We start from the raw sequence: 18513 nt of genomic DNA, 5'->3' as shown, positions 1-18513 counted from the left end.
TTTGCTTCGTAATTTTGTATCTATAAGATCATTGTTATGTTATTCAAATCAGCCTTAATCAGTCCATCCGAACTTCAGGAGGCATTGATCCAAGATGGAACTATCATCCTGCTAGACTGTACCATAGATAAGGTCGGTCAATCCCTGAAAGATGCAAAACTAGAATTGCTTCCGAATTCTCTATTTTTTGATATTGAAGGAAAATTTTCAGACCAGGCATCGAAATTACCGCATACCTTAGTCTCTGAAGGGGTTTTTGAAAAAGAAGTTCAAGCTTTGGGTATTGATCAGAAGAGTACAGTCGTATTATATGATAGATGGGGAATCTATTCAAGTCCACGTGCGTGGTGGATGTTTAAGGTGATGGGACTTGATCAGGTGTATATTTTGAATGGCGGAGTTCCTGCGTGGAAAAAAAATAAATATAAACTCGCGGGCAGTTATAGACAACAGGGCAAAACCGGAAATTTTAAAGCTCATTTTCAGAAAAATCTATATGCTGACAAGGACTATATTTTAGCACATTATAGAGCCGCTGACGTCACTATTTTTGATGCTAGAAGTAAAGGAAGGTTCAGTGGTTTAGTACCGGAACCAAGAAAAGGACTCAATGGCGGTCATATCCCCCATTCCAAAAACTTACCTTTTGAAGAATTGCTTGAAGATATCTATTATAAACAAGCTGACGAACTCGAGCAGCAATTTGATCAATTTAAAACAGTCGACCATGAATATGTATTCTCCTGCGGCTCAGGCATAACAGCCGCTATACTTGCTTTTGCATCCTATATTTCAGGTCATACCAATATTCGAGTATACGATGGTTCATGGTCTGAATGGGGCAGAGAAGAACTCAACCTTCCGATTGAAAAATAATCAAAATAAGGTATTCCAGGAATAGAGATTTTCCTCCAAACGAATTACTTCGGCGTCAAGTAGATCACGGATAATCTCTATTCTTCGTTTTTCGGTTCCAAGAGTTAAACTTTCAACCAGATCATGCAGCCTTTTTGGTGCCGTCAATAAGCTATTCTTTATCTCTTCCTTGATTTGTGCCCGCTGATTTTCTTTGTGTAAGCGTATTAAACACAAATCACATACCTGGCAAAAGCCCGCATTTTTCTCTCCAAAATAAAGCAATAGAGACTGACTACGACAATGTGCTTTTTCAAGATAATCTAGCATTCCATTGACCTCCTCCCCTTTCACCCGGTGACGGTCGCGAATAAATATATGGTCAATATGCAGATGCTTATAATCGACGCGATTTTGTAAAAATGTCAGCTGTGGTGAATCAGTAGAAGGTAGATAACTCGCAATCTCCAATGCTTCAAGTGATTTTAAAAGCTCGACGACACGACCGTACGGAATATTGAGCTTATTGGCGAACTCATATTCATTAATCAAGATATAATTTTCGAAGACACCGCCATAGGTTCGTAAAATCGCTTTAATTAATTTATCATATTTTGCATATTGTACCTGGATTTTATACAATTCCGTACTGTCAATTTCAAATTTGAAACGCGAAGGTATTGTTACTGCTTCTGACAATGTTAGCCAACCATCACGTTCCAAAAATTTCATTGCATTCATGACAGGTACCAGTGGCAGTTGGTATTTCTTGGCAAATGTAACCACATCGAAATCCAGCGTAAGCCCCTCACCTGCTCCATAAGGCACCTGAAAATGATTACACAGATAATGATAAGTTTGCTGAATAAAAGGTATATCGGGAAAACTAGCCTGCAAGTTGTCAACAAGTTTTTTCTTATCATTCTGCTGATAAAGAATAACAGGATATGCCTTTTTTCCATCCCGCCCCGCCCTACCAGCTTCCTGATAATAAGCTTCCAGCGAATCTGGCAGATCCAGGTGAATAACAAAACGTACATCTGACTTGTCAATCCCCATTCCAAACGCATTTGTAGCAACGATAACACGAACAGCATTAGTCATCCATGCGTCTTGCTTTTGATCGCGTTCCTGCCCTGAGAGCCCCGCATGATAATAATCTGATGCTATTCCATTATTGATTAGAATACGCGCAATTTCCTGCGTTTCCCTTCGATTCCTGACATATACGATACCCGATCCCCCCAACTTATGAATAATACGCACCATCCGTCCCATTTTATCTTCTTCTTCGATAGCCATATAAGCTAAGTTATCCCGAAGAAAACTTTTGACAAATACATTTTCTTTCGGAAAATTTAACTTTTGCTGGATATCGGTGATCACCCGTTCCGTTGCGGTTGCAGTGAGGGCTAAAAATGGTACTTTAGCGTGAAGCTCTTTCAGTTTTATCAACTCCAGATATGGAGGTCTAAAATCATAGCCCCATTGCGAAATACAATGCGCTTCATCTATGGCAAATAGATTGACGTTCATAAACCGGATCCGCTCCCGGACAAGATCACTGTACAATCGTTCGGGCGAAAGGTAAAGAAACTTTATTTTTCCATAGACACAATTGTCCAGGGTGATATCCACTTCCCTCTTTTTCATCCCCGAATAAATGGCAACGGCTTGAATACCATTTTTCCTCAAATGTGCGACCTGATCTTTCATGAGGGCAATCAGCGGTGTCACGACAATGCAGATTCCCTCCATCATCAAAGCTGGCACCTGAAAACAAATGGATTTCCCTCCTCCTGTTGGTAGTAAAGCGAGTGTATCGTTACCAGAAATAACCGATTGAATAATTTCTTCCTGCAATGGCCGAAATGATTCAAAGCCCCAATATTGCCTTAAGATTGATATGCTATCTAAAGTCATAAGCTCTCCTTATCCCAAACATACGCAAAATTATCTTTTATAAGATAACTCTTCATCCCCAAACTATCTAATATAGTTCGTGCCTGTAACGATTTTTTCAAGGAATTGGATCCATCCAGAATCACCTGTTTAGGCAAAATTTTGTTCACTACAGCTGGTAGCTTTTGAATAGCATTCTTCCTTACAATCAATAATTCCGCAGAGGGTAATTCCTCGCTGAAATATTCCATCACAACTATTTTTCCAACCGGAAGTTCGACCAGATAATTATTCCTTACGCTTTTACTTTTCAATGGAATAAATTGAATGTTTCCTTTGGATGCCCATACACGAATTTCCCGACCGCAGGCATATTGCAGCGCTTTGTGATTTAGCGAATCAAAAGTGCTATAAATAATAGCCTGTCTATTTTTAAAATAGGCTATTGTTAGCTCATTTCTTGTATTATATATCCGAAATCGCTCTGTATTTTCATCTACTATCTGTTGGATTATAGCTATAAATACGATCCCTGCGACACAAAGAAGCCCGAGGTAGCAATACTTTCTATCCTTCCATTGATAGGCATATAACAAAGAAAAAACAGCTGCATACGAAAGAAAAAGAAGAGTACCATCAATGATATCAATTTGAATGGTCGAAAATGCCAAATGGTCAATGGCCTTCAGGCAATAGAGCATACATCCGATTAAATTTTCCAAAAGATAGCCTAAAAACTCATTCAACCAATCAATGGGATTAATAGTCATCAAAAAGCCCAGATACATCGTTACGGTTGAAGGAAGATCAACGAGTAGATTAGCCAATAAAAAATAAGTCGGAAACTGTCCAAAATAATATAGTGTCAATGGCGTCGTTAACACCTGTGCAGCGATGGAAATACCAACCGTATCTCTCAAAAACCGCATCAAGGAATTTTTTACAATAACGATCTTCTCAAAGATTGGCAAAAATAACAGCATGCCCAAGACGGCAAGAAAGGAAAGTTGAAATCCCACATTTGTAATCGCACGGGGATCACAGAGCAAAATAATAGATGCCGCAGCAACTAAGGCATTTAAAGTCGAACTATTTCGTTTAAAATGCTGCGCACATAGAACAAAACTTATCATAATCGCTGCTCGGATAATAGGTGGATCTAAACCAGCAATAAAAGCATAAATCCAAATAATAGAAAATGTAATAACAACAGGTACCCAATTCAACCTTGGCGGCCAAGGGATATACCTAAATACGAGTGATAAGAAACCGAAAAGTACAGCTACATGCATTCCAGAAACACTAAGTATATGTATGGTTCCTGTGTTTGTAAATGCCTTTATGCTTGCTTCATCTATTTCACCTCGAAAACCATATAGTAAAGCTGCTGCAATAGCATAATATTCCTCCTGCTTACAATAGCGCCTTAATTTATTCAGAAAGTTTTCGCGTGTCCGCAAAGCCAGCCCCCTGGGGTCTAGGGAATGCGAATCTTCTCTTTCAATCCGTATATAGTTACCTGGATGCAAAAAAATTTGATGATAGATAGCTGATCCTTTTAAATATTCCCTGTAGTCAAATTGGAGCGGATTGAAAGGTGGGGGCACCGCCGACATAGTTCCCTTCAACAACAAACGATCTGCATACCGCAACGGGCTTTTCGTTGTGGCCTTCAATGAGATCATCAACTTACCCGTTGTAGCTATGAAACTATCCTGAACATAACCACCTAATACTTCAACCGAGAATCTCGTGGCTTCTGACTTAGTGCTGGGTTCCTGTACAATTTCTACGACATAACTGTCCAGCTGAAAATGCGAAAAATGATTTTCCACATAAAGTGGGTCACTGCGCCAAAATTGCCAGATGCCAAATAACAGGGCGAGTATATAATATCCTACAAGATAGCAATATTTAAACAACGTACCTTTAAGTAGGAAACAACACAGGATTATACCCGATAAGAAAATCAAGCCATCTTGCAGGTATTGAAAGCTGGAGAACGATAACTTCAGCATCGGCGCGGCAAATAAACCGATAACGTAAATAGTAGCAATCTTTAGTAAAGGAATTCGTTCCAGCTTTTGGTAAAAACTCAATTCGGTCATAATTGCCATCTTAATTGCACCTTGATTTCGGACTTTCGGTTTCCAATGATCTCATCCAGCCCCGTTCCTATTGTCTCATTGTCAGGATAATAATAGATTCCATACTTTGCCCATATATCGAGATGACGGTTTATTCGATATCGTAAATTAAGATATGTACGCCAGCCTCTCATATTATACATGCCAAATCCCGAAGCATATAAGACATCATTCTCATAAGCATAAATCCGATTATCATAGGTGTCTGTTTGAAAATAAGCTAAGCGCGAATTCAATTGCATCTTTCCCACATCAGGTTTCCAGAAAATATCCTGGTAGAACATATAACCTAAGCTATTATCTTGATATTCCTTCTGAAACAGATTACCTTCTGCCCGGTACCGAATTGTCCAGATACGGTTTAGCTTATATTGAAATTCTATTCGCAGCTGTTGTTTTGAGCTATTTACCAATCCTGATTCCGTATGTCCCATCCCCATGTAATTCGTTTGCTTTAACCGATTTCGATACCTCAAAGTAAGCTGCCCCTTCTTATACCAGATATAACTAAACTGGCTAAAGAAGTCCGCTCCAAGAGAACTGCTGTCAGCCTGGTATTTAGCTTCGGGAAATCGGAACAGATCGATATAATTGGACCAAACTAATTTTCTTCCCAATTGGTATACGAGCCCTAGATAAACTCCCTCTTCATTGGCCGTGTTACCCGATTCTCCAAATCCCTGCCCATAAAAAGTATGATAGTTTTTCTTATAATCCCGAACGAGGACTATAGTGGATAAACGTGGGTGCAAACTTGCGACTGCTCCCAATAATAGGGCGGATCCACCATCTACGCTACTAGCATATTCTCCAAATAGATGTACATTACGAAAGGTATAATTTGTGTATAGGCTGATATTCCGCAGCACATCTCCTTCGAAATCATATTGCTGCCTTTTGCTGGTGCCCTTGACTTTGATAACATCCAATTGAGATTGATTAACATTTATTCCTGCCTTGAAACGATTGTGCCGCCATAAAACATTCAGTCCGTAAGTCATTTGATGAGCTGCATGTCGATAGCGCTGTTCCGTTGGGGTTCGATGTAGTCCTGTTTTCGCGATCGTCTTAATTGCCCTTGATTCAATGTTGTCTTCAACATTGCCGTCGATGGCCCGATAGGAAAAATAAGGGGTAATCTCAAAGCGACGTAAGCGGAATGTCCCTGTTATTCCCCGCATAAAATCAACCTCATTTAACGAGGTATATTGTTTTACCCCTATACCCTGCCGTGCAGTATTCTGCACCAGTCCGCCTTTACCGAAGCTCAAGCCATTCCACATGCTAAGCCCCTGACCGAACTGCAATGCGTAATCTCCAATGACAAGATTTCGGACAGGACCAATGGCTTTAATGGATAGACTTAATCCATAAAAATCAAATCCCAGTTTTTGTTCGCCGTAAAAAATTGGTTCCCCGGCATCTTTCTCCATATTAATTGCTAAGCGAATTTTATCTTTTAGATTTGCCCGGTATCGGATAGTATATCGGTTGCGATCGCCAAGATAACGGGATTTCGTTGTATCCGTGATTTTGTACCCTTTTGCGTTTTCCAGGATCCGTCCATAGCGCAACATAAATTCATGCGAAAAATCCTTAAATTTACTTCCTGTAAATGGACTGGTTTCACCAACTTTAATAAAGGGTAGCAGCAAGTTAACGATCTTCGCATCAAAACCATCAATAGACTGGAGCTCCAAGACATTAATAAAATCACCGGAAACCTGACGATGATCGATCAAACGTTGCAATAGCAGTGGATCTATAAATTGTAATTCGATTAATTCTGTCCCATCAGTCTTATTGAGGTCAATCGGATGTTGTAGATAATAGGACCATTTTTCACTTAATTCGCTTAAATCGGCATCTTCGGGTAATTCTTCCGATAAGCTTTCAAATAACTCTTCCAGGTTGATTTTTTCATTTGTTTGTGCCATACAGGTTATTCCAATAAAACAACCTATAAAGAGCAAAATCTTGCTACAATATTTCATAATAGGTTTTATTTAATATTGGCTACCTGTCGGCTGAGAAACATTTACCCCGGCAGATAAATGATTCATCAGTATGAAGTTATAAAATAATTTGAAATAAAAAAAGGTCTGATGAAAATTTCATCAGACCTCTTATTTTCGTTATAAAATTGGTATTAGATATCTATTTTTGCGTAACGTGCATTTTTTTCGATAAACTCCCGGCGAGGTGCGACCTCATCACCCATTAACATCGAGAAAATACGGTCACATTCAGCTGCATTTTCAATTGTTACTTGACGTAAAGTACGTGTATCAGGATTCATTGTAGTATCCCAAAGTTGCTCTGCATTCATCTCACCAAGACCTTTATAGCGCTGCACATGTACACTATCCTCTTTACCTGTTCCTTTTAAGCGTTGTATGGCATTTATACGTTGGTCTTCGTTCCAAGCATATTCATGTTCTTTACCTTTTTTCACAAGATACAAAGGCGGAGTGGCAATGTATACATATCCTCTTTCGATTAACTCTTTCATATATCTGAAATAGAATGTCAGAATCAACGTTGTAATGTGGGAACCATCCACATCGGCATCGGTCATGATAATGATACGATGGTAACGCAATTTATCCAGATTCAACGCTTTCGCGTCTTCAGCTGTACCAACACTTACTCCCAAAGCGGTAAACATATTTTTGATCTCTTCGTTTTCATAGATCTTATGTTCCATTGCTTTTTCCACATTCAGGATCTTACCCCGTAGCGGCATAATGGCCTGATGCTTACGGTCGCGTCCCGACTTGGCTGTACCACCCGCAGAATCCCCCTCGACAAAGTAAATTTCGCATTTTGTTGGGTCATTATCTTGACAATCCGCTAATTTTCCGGGAAGTCCAGAACCGCCCATAACCGTTTTGCGTTGTACTAGATCACGTGCCTTACGTGCTGCTGCACGCGCTTGAGCTGCAATGACGACTTTTTGGACAATCGCTTTGGCTTCACGCGGATTTTCCTCCAGATAAACACCTAAAATTTCGCCAACAGCCACATCTACGGCCCCCATTACCTCAGAGTTACCTAATTTAGTTTTTGTCTGTCCTTCAAATTGAGGTTCGGCAACTTTAACAGAAATAACAGCTGTTAAACCTTCACGGAAATCATCACCTGTAATTTCGACTTTTAAGTTTTTAAGTAAACCTGACTTATCTGCATACGCTTTCAAGGTACGTGTCAAACCTCTACGGAAACCTGCTACGTGTGAACCTCCTTCGATCGTATTGATATTATTCACATAAGAATGGACGTTCTCAGAATAGGTATCGTTATATTGTAGAGCCAGCTCTACAGGTATACCTTGTTTGATTCCCTCGACATAGATCGGTTCAGGAATCAATGCCTGACGTGTACCATCCAAGAATTTAACAAATTCCTTTAGGCCACCCTCAGAATGAAAAGTTTCTTTTTTTTCCGAACCGTCTTCATTCGCTTCACGCTCATCCTCTAACGTTAAGCTAACGCCTTTATTTAGGAAGGCAAGCTCGCGAAGGCGATTGGCCAAGGTATCGTAATTATATACCGTGGTCTGCGTAAATATCGTTGCATCCGGATGGAATGTTACAATTGTACCCGTCTTATCCGAAACACCAACTTCTTTAACATCGTATAAAGGCTTACCGATTTGATATTCCTGTTGGTATATTTTTCCATCACGGTGTACCTCAGCTTTCAAAAGTGTCGACAATGCGTTCACACAAGATACCCCCACACCATGTAGACCACCCGACACCTTGTAGGTATCTTTGTCAAACTTACCACCAGCATGTAATACCGTCATCACGAGCTCCAACGCTGATTTATTCTCTTTTTTGTTGATTCCAGTAGGGATACCACGACCGTTATCCCGAACAGAAATTGAATTGTCTTTATGGATGGTAACAAAGATATCTGTACAGTACCCTGCTACAGCTTCGTCGATTGAATTGTCTACAACCTCGTATACCAAGTGGTGTAATCCTTTTACACCGGTATCACCAATATACATGGATGGACGCTTACGAACCGCCTCTAAACCCTCTAATACCTGAATATTATCGGCCGAGTAGGTGGATGCATTTTTCTTTTCTTCGCTCATTGAAAAACTGTTAAATGTAATATTCAAAAATACGAAATTTTGGCCGATTTATCAAGTCTACGGTGAAGTATTAAGCCGATAATCTGAAACAATCAAATGGTCGATAATTTTACTTTTTTAGGATTAAAAATTAAAATTTCGATTTTTTTATGTTAGGTTTGTTTCAGTATTAATTTGCAAATAATAAAAAAATGAACACTATATTTTCAATTGTATCGAAAGTTTCCTTTGGTCTTTTATTGGCTGGAACAATCGTATCATGTAACCAGGGTGCTAAAACGCAAAACGAGCCTTCAAAAAATGATTCAAACGCCGTAAGCAAAGAGAGTCAAGGTAGTAACAAGGATAAAATTGTCTATCTGAATTCAGATTCGCTTTCTGAAAAATATCAATATTTTAAAGACATTAAGTCAAAACTTGAAAACAAAGTAAAAAAAGCACAGGCTGACCTTCAAGCTAAAAGTGCAGCATTTCAACGTGAGGTTGCTGACTACCAAAAGAATGCAGCGGCAATGTCCGCAGCAGATAGACAAGCTACCGAACAAAAATTGGCCCGTAAACAAGATGAGCTAGCACGGTTAGACCAGACAGCTTCTTCATCTCTAGCCAAAGATGAATCAGAAGAATTCAACAACGTGTACAATAAAATCACTGAGTTTTTGAAAAAACATGCTTCTGATAACGGCTATAAGCTGGTGTTGACTTATTCAAAATCTAATCCCACTGTACTTTACGCCGACCCTTCCCTGGAAATCACGAATGAAGTAATCAAACAGTTAAATGAAGAATATAAGTCCTCGAACAAATAAGAAGATCTAATAATTTAAAAAAGCCATCAAATGCGTGATGGCTTTTTTAATTATAAGCTGCATGAGTGCCATCACTAAACAATAAAAGAACAATACTTCTCTTGCTATAGCTATTGGCAGCAAAAAAAACGTTTAGTATCTTGTCTTTGTAAAAATTAGATTTATGATCAAAACGATTGTTGAAAAGGAAATCGCAAACTATGAATGGATTGATATCTCTGAGCCTACCTCAGAAGATTTTATATTCATCAAAGAAAGATACAATCTAAATGATGCCTCCATCAAGGATTCGAAAGAACCTGAACATCTCCCCAAAATAGAAGAATTTGAAAACTATACATTTATTATTCTTCGGGTCATGTCTGATAATTTCAAAGAAAACTCAGATAGTATTGGTGAAGTAACAGATCGTCTCACTATATTCTATGGCAGCGATTTTGTTATTACAGTCCATAAACGCCGTATTGAATTTTTAGAAAAACTCAAAAACATTGAATTTACGAGTGTAAAGACAAAAAACAGCCGAAAATTGGCTGTGTTTATTACGACGGCTGCTGTATTCACTTTCAGTAAGACCTTGGAACAGTTATCCACACGCATTGATTCCTACGAAGAACTGATTTTTTTAAAACGCATGAAACAGCAGCCTGTGCTGAAAAACTTATATTTCATCAAGCGTCAGATAGATGTGGCCAGAAAGGTCATTTTTCTCTATAAAGAGGTCATTGAACATTTTCATTCTTCTTCCAAAAAAGATGTGTACACCCGAGATTTAAAAGACCTTCAAATACGTACATCGACGCTCTATGAGAACTTATCTGAGAATGTCGCGCAGCTATTGAATGTATTCTTTAATATATCATCGAACCACACCAACGAAATCATGCGCATTTTGACGATTTTCTCTGTTTTCTTTATGCCAATTACGTTTGTGGCGGGAATATATGGAATGAACTTTAAAAATATGCCCGAACTGGAATGGTATTACGGTTACCCTGTTGCTATCGCCATCATGATTGCCATATCATTAGCCATTTACCTCTGGTTCAAAAGAAAAGGTTGGCTATAGGCCAACCTTTTTCTTTGTCATTACCACAAAGTCTTTCAGATAGAAAGGCTCAAAATAGGCAACATCCTCAAATTCTTTATTTTGAAACTTATCAAATGCCAATGGGGATAAAAATGCAGCAGAATCTTTAAATTCCAGTTGTACATGCACACGATCGTTTGATGCAAACAATTCATCAAATTTATCAGCTCCTGAGCCAAATAGATGAACGCGACTATAAGAAGCCAACAGTTCGTTGTAATAGTTGGCATCTATAATTTCTGCCGAAGTAGGTTTCACCAATTTACACTGATGGTTGTAAACTGCGGAATACACCTCCATGCGACGCGCATCCAACATGGGGATAAAAGCTTCCCCTTCCGGCAATCCAAACTGTTCTTTGTAGCCTAAAAATAATGCTTCTAATGTATTGATTGCAATCAGCGGAATATCCAAGCCATAACAAAGACCTTTTGCAGTAGACACCCCAATACGGAGTCCTGTATAGGAGCCGGGGCCCATGCTGACCGCTATTGCCTTAAGTTCTTGCATAGAACGTTCTGTTTTATGCAAAATCTGTTCAATTAAAACAGTCAATTTCGCTGCATGTGCATTCGGTTCGTCCAGATCAATTACAGCTAAAGTCTGTCCATTCTCACTGAGAGCAACCGAACACACGCTGGTTGAGGTATCAATTTGTAAAATTAAGTTATTCATTGTTTTATCGAAGTCAAGGTACGGGGTCATGCCCATGGCCGCCCCAGGGATTACAACGTACGATTCGCTTCAACGCCATCCAGCCGCCTTTAAATGGTCCATATTTTAAAATAGCTTCCTTGCCGTATTGCGAACAAGTCGGCGTATATCTGCAATTGGCACCTAAGAAGGGCGAAATAAATAGTTGATAGAAACGAATAATTGCTAAGAAAATAAAACTAAATAAAGGTTTAATTCCCTTGTTCCAAATAAGCATCGGCACATTCATCCTGTAATTTTTTTAGCATTTTATTCATCGCAGTATGAAACACATCGTATGCTAAGATCTGTTTCCCCACGTATTGAATAGCTAAATACAAAGTTACATTATGTTTCAACAAAAAAGGAATCAAATCATTGGATTTCTGAAGACGGTAGCTTTCACGCATCATACGTTTTATCGCATTGCGGTCTACAGCTCTTTTGAACCGACGTTTGGAGACGGAAAGAATAGACTGACAGGGGAGGATATTTTCAGTCTGTTTGTTTTTTTCAAGAATAAAAACAATTCTAAAAGGGTACAAAACAAAAGAAGAACCGCTTTTAAAAAGCGTATCGATACGCTTTTTCGCACATAACCGTTCTTCTTTTGTAAATGTATTTCTCATACGATGACTTGATCTTATCAGAAAAAGCTCTTATAAGCGGCCACCGATCCTTGTCAAAGATTAACCTTTGTGACGGTATTCGTCAGACACTGTAAGACGTTTTCTACCTTTAGCTCTACGTGAAGCTAATACTCTTCTACCGTTTGCAGAGCTCATGCGCTCTCTAAAACCGTGTTTGTTTCTTCTTTTTCTTTGCGATGGCTGAAATGTTCTTTTCATGACGCTATTATGCTAATTTGTTCTTACTTCAATTAATACAAAACTCCCCAAGAGGAATGCAAAAGTAAAGTTTATTTTAGACAAAAACAAACAATATTGAGAACATTTAGACTTTAAGTACAAAGCCTACGCTAATTAATTCATTGACAGCCTAAAAAAACCATTTTACAAATTGCTCAAAATAAAAAACAGGGCAGTAAAGCCCACCCTGTTTAATTTCGCATCAAATAAAAATTTGACTTATTTAGTTTTTAGAATATCTCTGATTTCGGTCAATAATGTCTCTTCTTTCGTTGGTGCAGCCGGTGCAGCAGGAGCAGCTTCTTCTTTACGTTTCAAAGAATTTAAACCTTTAATAACACAGAAAATACAAAATGCAACAATCAAAAACTGGATGACTACATTGATAAAATTCCCATAGTTAATAGAAACCTCGGCTTGTTTCGCAGCCTCATCAGCAGCTTTAAGTATAATTTTCTTTGAGGAGAAGTCAACTCCGCCTGTCAAATATCCTATGGGAGGCATGATAATATCGTCAACCAATGATGTAACAATTTTACCAAATGCCCCACCGATAACAACACCGACAGCCAAATCAACAACGCTACCGCGCATTGCGAACTCTTTAAATTCTTTTAAAAATCCCATATTTAAACCATTTAATCTTTTAAAATTTTACCAAAACTAGTAATTGTCACATAAATCTAATTAAAATATACCAATTTTTTATACTAGTTCATTTATTGCCCTGCATTTTCTAACTTAAGTCCTATTTTTAAAATTACCGTGCAAAACAGCACGCTCAAGTTTTTTATTAACTTAATTTACTATATTTGCTCGTTAACTAGGGCAAAATATCAAGATATATTGTATATTGATAGTACTTTAAATTTCATACGGTAATTAAAGCCCAGAATAAGATAAAGTATCTATGAAGAAGATTCTTATTGCAGACGACCATGGCATTGTACGATTAGGTGCTTCCGTTATTATCAAGGAAACGCTAAAAAAGGCGGAAATATTCCAAGCCGAAAATTTCGATGAGGTGCTAGAAAAGATAAAACTGGAAGAATTCGACCTGTTATTGCTGGACATCAATATGCCCGGAGGAAATAATATTCGAGTTGTTGAAGAAATCCTGCAAATCCAACCTGCCATTAAAATTTTAATTTTCTCGTCCTATGATGAGTCGTTGTATGCGTTGCGTTATATTGAAGCAGGAGCGGTAGGTTATCTTAATAAAACTACTGCAATGGCAGAATTGAGCCATGCTATACTGGCAATTCAGGAGCGCGGCAAATATATGTCAAGTAATGTTCAGGATCTCTATGTCCAAAAACTGACGCAGAGCAAATCGGAACTCACAAAGTTAAATCCTTTAGCACGTCTGTCAAACAGGGAAGTAGATGTTGCAAAACAATTGATCAAGGGTTTAGGAATAATTGAAGTTTCGGGCCTCCTTGAACTAAGTCCATCAACTGTAAGCACCTATAAGAGCAGGATATTTGAAAAACTAAATGTCTCTAACATTCCTGAACTCATTGAACTTTTCAGAATACACTCCAACAATTAAAACATTGTTGGAGTGTATTTTTTCTAGATTAGATCGTCCATTGTAACGACTGGAACATCTTTTACGTTCAGATCTTTTAACGGATCTGATTTTTTATAGGAGTAACCAACTTCCGCTTCCAAATCCCATAACATAGGAGCTAAGAAATTAAGACAAGTTGTAAAGCCTTGTACCGTTGCGAAGAAATCACCCGTATCCTTTGAATTTTTTGCCTCATTTTCTATTTCAAAAGGGCCTTTAAATCCGCGTTCCTGGAGTAGATCCACAAAGCCGCGCCAGTCCATACTATCTGAACCACCAAAACCTGGAAGCATCGCTTCGTAGTGATGCCTATCCCAGTCATGCCCAGGAATACTTACATTTGCTTTTTTTGCTAGTTCAGCATCCACATGTTGCATAGGATACATCCCCCCCCAATCTACGCGAGCAGTCGTCTGTAAATTGCGTGTGGTCTTCACATGTATTCGCTGTAATCGACTCATATCGGTATTACGGATGACATCGATTGGATTTGTATTTTGCCAAACATCATGAGAAGGATCGTAAATTTCACCATGAGCCTTACTCGGCACCATCGCATACATCAATTTACGTGCCGCCAAGACAGCGGGCAAGTTGTTGTAGGTAGAACTGTATCTTGAAGAGCGCCAGCCTTCCATCGGGCAGTTTTCATATAGTATGGTAACCCCCAGGCTCTCGGCGTAATTAACGATTGGCGCAAATACGCGTGTATATTCATCCAGGTTTTTTTGAAAACCATCCAACTGATTCCCCAATTCGTGATTATAACCGACAAAAGTACCCACTTTAACATTGTTCTCGTCCCCGCCCAACAAATGGGCTATTCGAATCAGTTTTAATAAATGGTTCTGATTTTTGACCCGTTGTTCCGGATCTCCCCCAATCATATTTTCGAAGGCTCCGAGCGAAAGCTTCAGGTCAGCCTGATTAAACAGTTCAAGTGTCTCTTTAGCTTTAGTTGGTGTAAATCCCTCATAGTCCAAATGTGTAGCTGTATGGTCTTCACGTGTACCGTCCTTTCTAAAAACACAAAGGTCAATTCCACCGGCACCAATTCTTTTTGTTGTTTGAATCAATTCTGGTAATGACAATTTATCAAAGGCAGAACTCATGACCCATACAGGATTATTTAATTTTGTAGTCATAGCTTATATAATTGTATTCTATCGGAATTTAAAGATACTAAAAAAGCCATCCGATCGGATGGCTTTTTTAGTATTTTATATCAAATTCGATTAATCCACATTGTCGTGTAGAAAGGAGTTGTTTGGACGAATTTCCGTATTTCCATCTTCAAATGACAGCGTAAAGCGAGACACTTGTGATTGGGAAGAATGTGGCGTATCCTCCAGTGACATTTGCTTTCTTTTATAAGCGGGTTCATTTTCCAGCTCATGAAGACCGTTTGAAGATTTCAATTTCATGCTCAATTCTTTCAATCGCAAGATACGCTCTTTCGTGCGTACCAATTGATCTTCAAATGATACCTGCTCCTCTTCCACCTGAGGCACCTCAACCTGCTCATTTGTTGTACTCGAAGAGAAGGTCGGTTTCTCGTCATAGTCTGATGCAGACGGAGCTGAATATGAATCAAATACTGTTGGCATTTGAAATTGGAAAACAGAAGGTGAAGTTTTTAATTGAAAATCACTTTCAGAAAATGAAGTTTCCTCTTCATACGCACCATCAAACCCCAGGTCATGACGTATCACTTGCGGTTCTTCTACAACAACCTGCTGTTGTACGATATTTTTTGGGGAAGTAAACAAATCCGACTGCAAATTATTTGGTGTCGATGTATTTGTTGAAGGAGCTGGTGTATCCACACGTTGAACCGGAGTGACAAAACTATTGGCAACTGGTGTTTCCCTTGGGGCAACCTGCGAAACAGGTTTCACAAAAGAATTAACCGGTTCAGGTGTCAAGGGCATAGATACCTTTGTATTTTCACGCTCTTTATCGCGTTCCTCAGAAGTCTGAAAACCTGTCGCTATAATTGTTACGGACAGCTCATCTTCAAAGTTTTCGTCGATACAGTTACCCCAGATCAAATCAGCAGATAGTCCAGCTTTTTCCTGAATATAATCTGTAATGATTGCTACTTCATCCATCGTCACCTCTTTAGTTCCGGAAGTAATATTCAACAAAATATAACGAGCACCTTCGATCTCATTGTCTTTCAACAATGGCGACGCCAAAGCACCTTCTACTGCACGTAAGGCACGATCTTCTCCTTCGGCAATCGCGTTACCCATAATCGCTACACCACTATCGTTCATCACTGTGCGAACATCTTTAAAATCGACGTTTACATAGCCGGGTATAGTGATAATTTCGGCGATACCTTTTGCCGCAGTAGTCAATATATCATCTGCTTTTGCGAAAGCAGCCGTCATCGTTAAATTTCCAAAGATTTCGCGTAAGCGATCGTTGGAGATAACAAGATAAGAGTCTACATATTTACGTAATTCCGAAAGTCCCTCCTCCGCTTGTGAGCGACGGCGTTTACCTTCAAAAGTAAATGGTGTAGTAATGATCGCAACAGTAAGAATACCCAATTCTTTAGCGGCCTTAGCCAAAACGGGACTTGCTCCGGTACCTGTACCACCGCCCATACCGGCGGTAATAAACAACATCTTGGTATTGGTACCTAACATACGTTTGATATCTTCAATACTTTCGATAGCGGAATTTTCACCTACATCAGGATCTGCTCCAGCACCCATACCTTCGGTTAGACTTATTCCCAATTGAACTTTATTGGGGATCGGGCTTAATTCCAATGCTTGTGCATCCGTATTACACACGATAAAATCTACTCCACTAATTCCTTGTTTATACATGTGGTTTACGGCATTGCCGCCACCACCACCAACCCCAATAACCTTGATTATTGAAGATTGTTCTTTTAACATTTCAAACTGTATTGACATAACTTATCCCTATTTAACTTATAATGAATACGATATCAAATTGAACCAAACCCACTATATGTAATGTAATAATAATATAATTTCAACAAAAGTTTTCCACATTTGTGAAATTGTGGAAAACTTCATTCATTGTGGAAAACTTACTTTTTATCTAAAAAACTTGCGTCATCAATCTCGTTACCATCCTTAATAAATCGCTTGAACCATGACAGCAATCCTTGTTCTTTTTGCTGTTGCTCCGAAACCTCTTTCGTAGTGGTAGTCGCCTGCACTTTTTTAGCTGGCGCGTGCGCTTCTCTACGACTGTCCTCTTCTTCTTCGTGCGATTGGATCCCTTTGATCAACAAACCAATACTTGTTGCATACAATGGACTTTTCAATTCTTCAAAGAGCGGTTTTGGCAACACTTCGTTTTTGGAAAGATATTCGTTCGGAAAACCGACACGACAATCAATTCCAGTAATATACTCAACTAGTTGTACCAAATGTTTCAATTGAGCTCCACCTCCAGTAATAACGATACCGCCGATAAGTTTATTTTCATAACCGGAGGACTTAATCTCGTAATACACATGTTCGATAATTTCCTCCATTCTCGCCTGAATAATATAGGCTAAGTTTTTTACGGAAATTTCTTTTGGCTCACGGCCTTTCAATCCAGGTACACAAATGACTTCATTTTCTTTATTTTCATCAGCTAGGGCAGATCCAAATCGTGTTTTTAGCAATTCTGCCTGTGAACGCAATACAGAACAGCCTTGACGGATATCTTCGGTCACAATATTACCGCCCAATGGGATTACAGCAGTATGACGAATAATTCCTTCGTGGAAGATTGCAACATCGGTCGTTCCACCACCGATATCAACTAATACAACACCAGCATTTTTTTCATCTTCATCCAATACAGCTTCTGAAGATGCCAAAGGCTCTAGGATCAGTTCAGCAACTTCCAGATTGGAATTATCAATACATTTTTTTATATTTTTGATATCGGTAACTCTTCCCGAAATAATATGAAAATTCGCTTCTATACGACGCCCAGCCATGCCGATCGGTTCGCGGATACCCGGTTCATTATCTACCGTAAATTCCTGAGGTAAAACATGTATAATTTCTTCTCCTGGAGGCAGTACCAGTTTATACATATCCGAGATCAATCGTTCGATATCTCTTCGAATGATCTCGTCATCACCATCTGTTTTGGTAAATATTCCACGATGTTGGATGCTCTTAATGTGTTGACCGGCGATGCCCACATTGACAACCTTAATATCGACATTAGACTGTGCTTCGGCAATTTCTACCGCCTCCAAAATACTTCCCACAGTCTTTTGGATATTGGCTACTACCCCTCTGCTTACTCCAGCAGAATCGGCCTTGCCCACCCCTAATAATTCGATTTTGTTCCCTGAGCTACGTCTCCCAACCGTAACACAAATTTTGGTAGTACCAATATCGAGTCCCACGATAATTGGATTCTCTCTTTCAATTTCTGCCGCCTTTGAGTTCATAATTTCCTGTATTGTTGCTG

Annotated in this window: 16 protein-coding genes; 4 read left to right on the top strand and 12 right to left on the bottom strand. The window is 39.1% G+C overall.

The window, feature by feature from the left end:
* Positions 1–36 precede the first annotated feature (36 nt).
* Positions 37–876: a sulfurtransferase gene (locus tag HMAT_RS18175; RefSeq protein ID WP_104384274.1), complete on the top strand. Its 840-nt coding sequence runs from the start codon at positions 37–39 to the stop codon at positions 874–876.
* Here HMAT_RS18175 and HMAT_RS18170 read toward each other — a convergent pair whose 3' ends face one another.
* The 4 genes from HMAT_RS18170 to gyrB form a co-directional block, all read right to left on the bottom strand.
* Positions 877–2778: an ATP-dependent DNA helicase RecQ gene (locus tag HMAT_RS18170; protein ID WP_104384273.1), complete on the bottom strand. Its 1902-nt coding sequence runs from the start codon at positions 2776–2778 to the stop codon at positions 877–879. It lies immediately after the preceding gene.
* Positions 2775–4865 carry a ComEC/Rec2 family competence protein gene (locus HMAT_RS18165; protein ID WP_158655983.1) on the bottom strand — a complete coding sequence of 697 codons (2091 nt, stop codon included), beginning with the start codon at positions 4863–4865 and terminating at the stop codon, positions 2775–2777. Before HMAT_RS18165 ends, HMAT_RS18170 begins: the two co-directional genes overlap by 4 nt.
* Positions 4862–6841, bottom strand: coding sequence for a helix-hairpin-helix domain-containing protein (locus HMAT_RS18160; protein WP_158655982.1), 1980 nt, complete (start codon positions 6839–6841; stop codon positions 4862–4864). The genes HMAT_RS18165 and HMAT_RS18160 overlap by 4 nt, the downstream gene beginning before the upstream one ends.
* Before the next feature lie 212 nt (positions 6842–7053).
* Positions 7054–9012, bottom strand: a complete 1959-nt coding sequence (gene gyrB, locus HMAT_RS18155) for a DNA topoisomerase (ATP-hydrolyzing) subunit B (protein ID WP_104384270.1) — start codon at positions 9010–9012, stop codon at positions 7054–7056.
* Between the two features lie 191 nt (positions 9013–9203).
* On the opposite strand from gyrB, the gene HMAT_RS18150 reads away from it, so the two are divergent.
* The gene (locus tag HMAT_RS18150; protein ID WP_104384269.1) at positions 9204–9821 is read left to right on the top strand and encodes an OmpH family outer membrane protein; all 618 of its coding nucleotides are present in this window, start codon (positions 9204–9206) and stop codon (positions 9819–9821) included.
* A 163-nt stretch (positions 9822–9984) separates the two neighbouring features.
* Positions 9985–10890: a CorA family divalent cation transporter gene (locus HMAT_RS18145; RefSeq protein WP_104384268.1), complete on the top strand. Its 906-nt coding sequence runs from the start codon at positions 9985–9987 to the stop codon at positions 10888–10890.
* Here the strand turns inward: HMAT_RS18145 and tsaB are convergent.
* The 5 genes from tsaB to mscL form a co-directional block, all read right to left on the bottom strand.
* Entirely contained in the window at positions 10885–11586 is a 702-nt protein-coding gene (tsaB, locus tag HMAT_RS18140; RefSeq protein WP_104384465.1) for a tRNA (adenosine(37)-N6)-threonylcarbamoyltransferase complex dimerization subunit type 1 TsaB, read from the bottom strand. The genes HMAT_RS18145 and tsaB overlap by 6 nt on opposite strands.
* A 13-nt stretch (positions 11587–11599) precedes the next feature.
* On the bottom strand, positions 11600–11854 hold the full coding sequence (yidD, locus tag HMAT_RS18135; protein WP_104384267.1) for a membrane protein insertion efficiency factor YidD: 255 nt from the start codon (positions 11852–11854) through the stop codon (positions 11600–11602).
* Positions 11817–12233: a ribonuclease P protein component gene (locus HMAT_RS18130; protein ID WP_104384266.1), complete on the bottom strand. Its 417-nt coding sequence runs from the start codon at positions 12231–12233 to the stop codon at positions 11817–11819. The genes yidD and HMAT_RS18130 overlap by 38 nt, the downstream gene beginning before the upstream one ends.
* Positions 12234–12293: 60 nt before the next feature.
* Positions 12294–12452, bottom strand: coding sequence for a 50S ribosomal protein L34 (rpmH, locus tag HMAT_RS18125; RefSeq protein WP_075991291.1), 159 nt, complete (start codon positions 12450–12452; stop codon positions 12294–12296).
* Positions 12453–12692: 240 nt separating this feature from the next.
* A complete protein-coding gene (mscL, locus tag HMAT_RS18120; RefSeq protein ID WP_104384265.1) occupies positions 12693–13100 on the bottom strand; it encodes a large-conductance mechanosensitive channel protein MscL in 408 nt (135 codons plus the stop codon).
* A 283-nt stretch (positions 13101–13383) separates the two neighbouring features.
* On the opposite strand from mscL, the gene HMAT_RS18115 reads away from it, so the two are divergent.
* Positions 13384–14025: a response regulator transcription factor gene (locus HMAT_RS18115; RefSeq protein WP_104384264.1), complete on the top strand. Its 642-nt coding sequence runs from the start codon at positions 13384–13386 to the stop codon at positions 14023–14025.
* A gap of 23 nt (positions 14026–14048) precedes the next feature.
* On the opposite strand, the gene HMAT_RS18110 is transcribed toward HMAT_RS18115, so the two are convergent.
* The 3 genes from HMAT_RS18110 to ftsA all read right to left on the bottom strand — a co-directional run bounded on the left by HMAT_RS18110 (position 14049) and on the right by ftsA (position 18493).
* The gene (locus tag HMAT_RS18110; protein ID WP_104384263.1) at positions 14049–15191 is read right to left on the bottom strand and encodes a sugar phosphate isomerase/epimerase; all 1143 of its coding nucleotides are present in this window, start codon (positions 15189–15191) and stop codon (positions 14049–14051) included.
* A 90-nt stretch (positions 15192–15281) separates the two neighbouring features.
* Complete coding sequence (ftsZ, locus tag HMAT_RS18105) at positions 15282–16979, bottom strand: cell division protein FtsZ (protein ID WP_104384262.1); 1698 nt, start codon at positions 16977–16979, stop codon at positions 15282–15284.
* A gap of 140 nt (positions 16980–17119) precedes the next feature.
* A complete protein-coding gene (gene ftsA / locus HMAT_RS18100; RefSeq protein WP_104384261.1) occupies positions 17120–18493 on the bottom strand; it encodes a cell division protein FtsA in 1374 nt (457 codons plus the stop codon).
* Between the last annotated feature and the right edge of the window lie 20 nt (positions 18494–18513).

Origin of the sequence: Sphingobacterium sp. HMA12, from assembly GCF_002933815.1 — a bacterium.
GTDB lineage: Bacteria > Bacteroidota > Bacteroidia > Sphingobacteriales > Sphingobacteriaceae > Sphingobacterium.
Note: the sequence above shows the minus strand (reverse complement) of the source record. Positions and strands in the feature narration are given on the sequence as shown.

Excerpts from the sequence above, each read along its gene's own strand:
- HMAT_RS18115 (WP_104384264.1), top strand. The coding sequence starts at position 13,384 with ATGAAGAAGATTCTTATTGCAGACGACCATGGCATTGTACGATTAGGT.
- HMAT_RS18175 (WP_104384274.1), top strand. The coding sequence starts at position 37 with ATGTTATTCAAATCAGCCTTAATCAGTCCATCCGAACTTCAGGAGGCA.
- HMAT_RS18150 (WP_104384269.1), top strand. The coding sequence starts at position 9,204 with ATGAACACTATATTTTCAATTGTATCGAAAGTTTCCTTTGGTCTTTTA.
- yidD (WP_104384267.1), bottom strand. The coding sequence starts at position 11,854 with ATGAATGTGCCGATGCTTATTTGGAACAAGGGAATTAAACCTTTATTT.
- rpmH (WP_075991291.1), bottom strand. The coding sequence starts at position 12,452 with ATGAAAAGAACATTTCAGCCATCGCAAAGAAAAAGAAGAAACAAACAC.
- HMAT_RS18165 (WP_158655983.1), bottom strand. The coding sequence starts at position 4,865 with ATGACCGAATTGAGTTTTTACCAAAAGCTGGAACGAATTCCTTTACTA.
- gyrB (WP_104384270.1), bottom strand. The coding sequence starts at position 9,012 with ATGAGCGAAGAAAAGAAAAATGCATCCACCTACTCGGCCGATAATATT.
- tsaB (WP_104384465.1), bottom strand. The coding sequence starts at position 11,586 with ATGAATAACTTAATTTTACAAATTGATACCTCAACCAGCGTGTGTTCG.
- HMAT_RS18160 (WP_158655982.1), bottom strand. The coding sequence starts at position 6,841 with ATGGCACAAACAAATGAAAAAATCAACCTGGAAGAGTTATTTGAAAGC.
- ftsA (WP_104384261.1), bottom strand. The coding sequence starts at position 18,493 with ATGAACTCAAAGGCGGCAGAAATTGAAAGAGAGAATCCAATTATCGTG.
- HMAT_RS18110 (WP_104384263.1), bottom strand. The coding sequence starts at position 15,191 with ATGACTACAAAATTAAATAATCCTGTATGGGTCATGAGTTCTGCCTTT.
- HMAT_RS18170 (WP_104384273.1), bottom strand. The coding sequence starts at position 2,778 with ATGACTTTAGATAGCATATCAATCTTAAGGCAATATTGGGGCTTTGAA.
- mscL (WP_104384265.1), bottom strand. The coding sequence starts at position 13,100 with ATGGGATTTTTAAAAGAATTTAAAGAGTTCGCAATGCGCGGTAGCGTT.
- ftsZ (WP_104384262.1), bottom strand. The coding sequence starts at position 16,979 with ATGTCAATACAGTTTGAAATGTTAAAAGAACAATCTTCAATAATCAAG.
- HMAT_RS18145 (WP_104384268.1), top strand. The coding sequence starts at position 9,985 with ATGATCAAAACGATTGTTGAAAAGGAAATCGCAAACTATGAATGGATT.
- HMAT_RS18130 (WP_104384266.1), bottom strand. The coding sequence starts at position 12,233 with ATGAGAAATACATTTACAAAAGAAGAACGGTTATGTGCGAAAAAGCGT.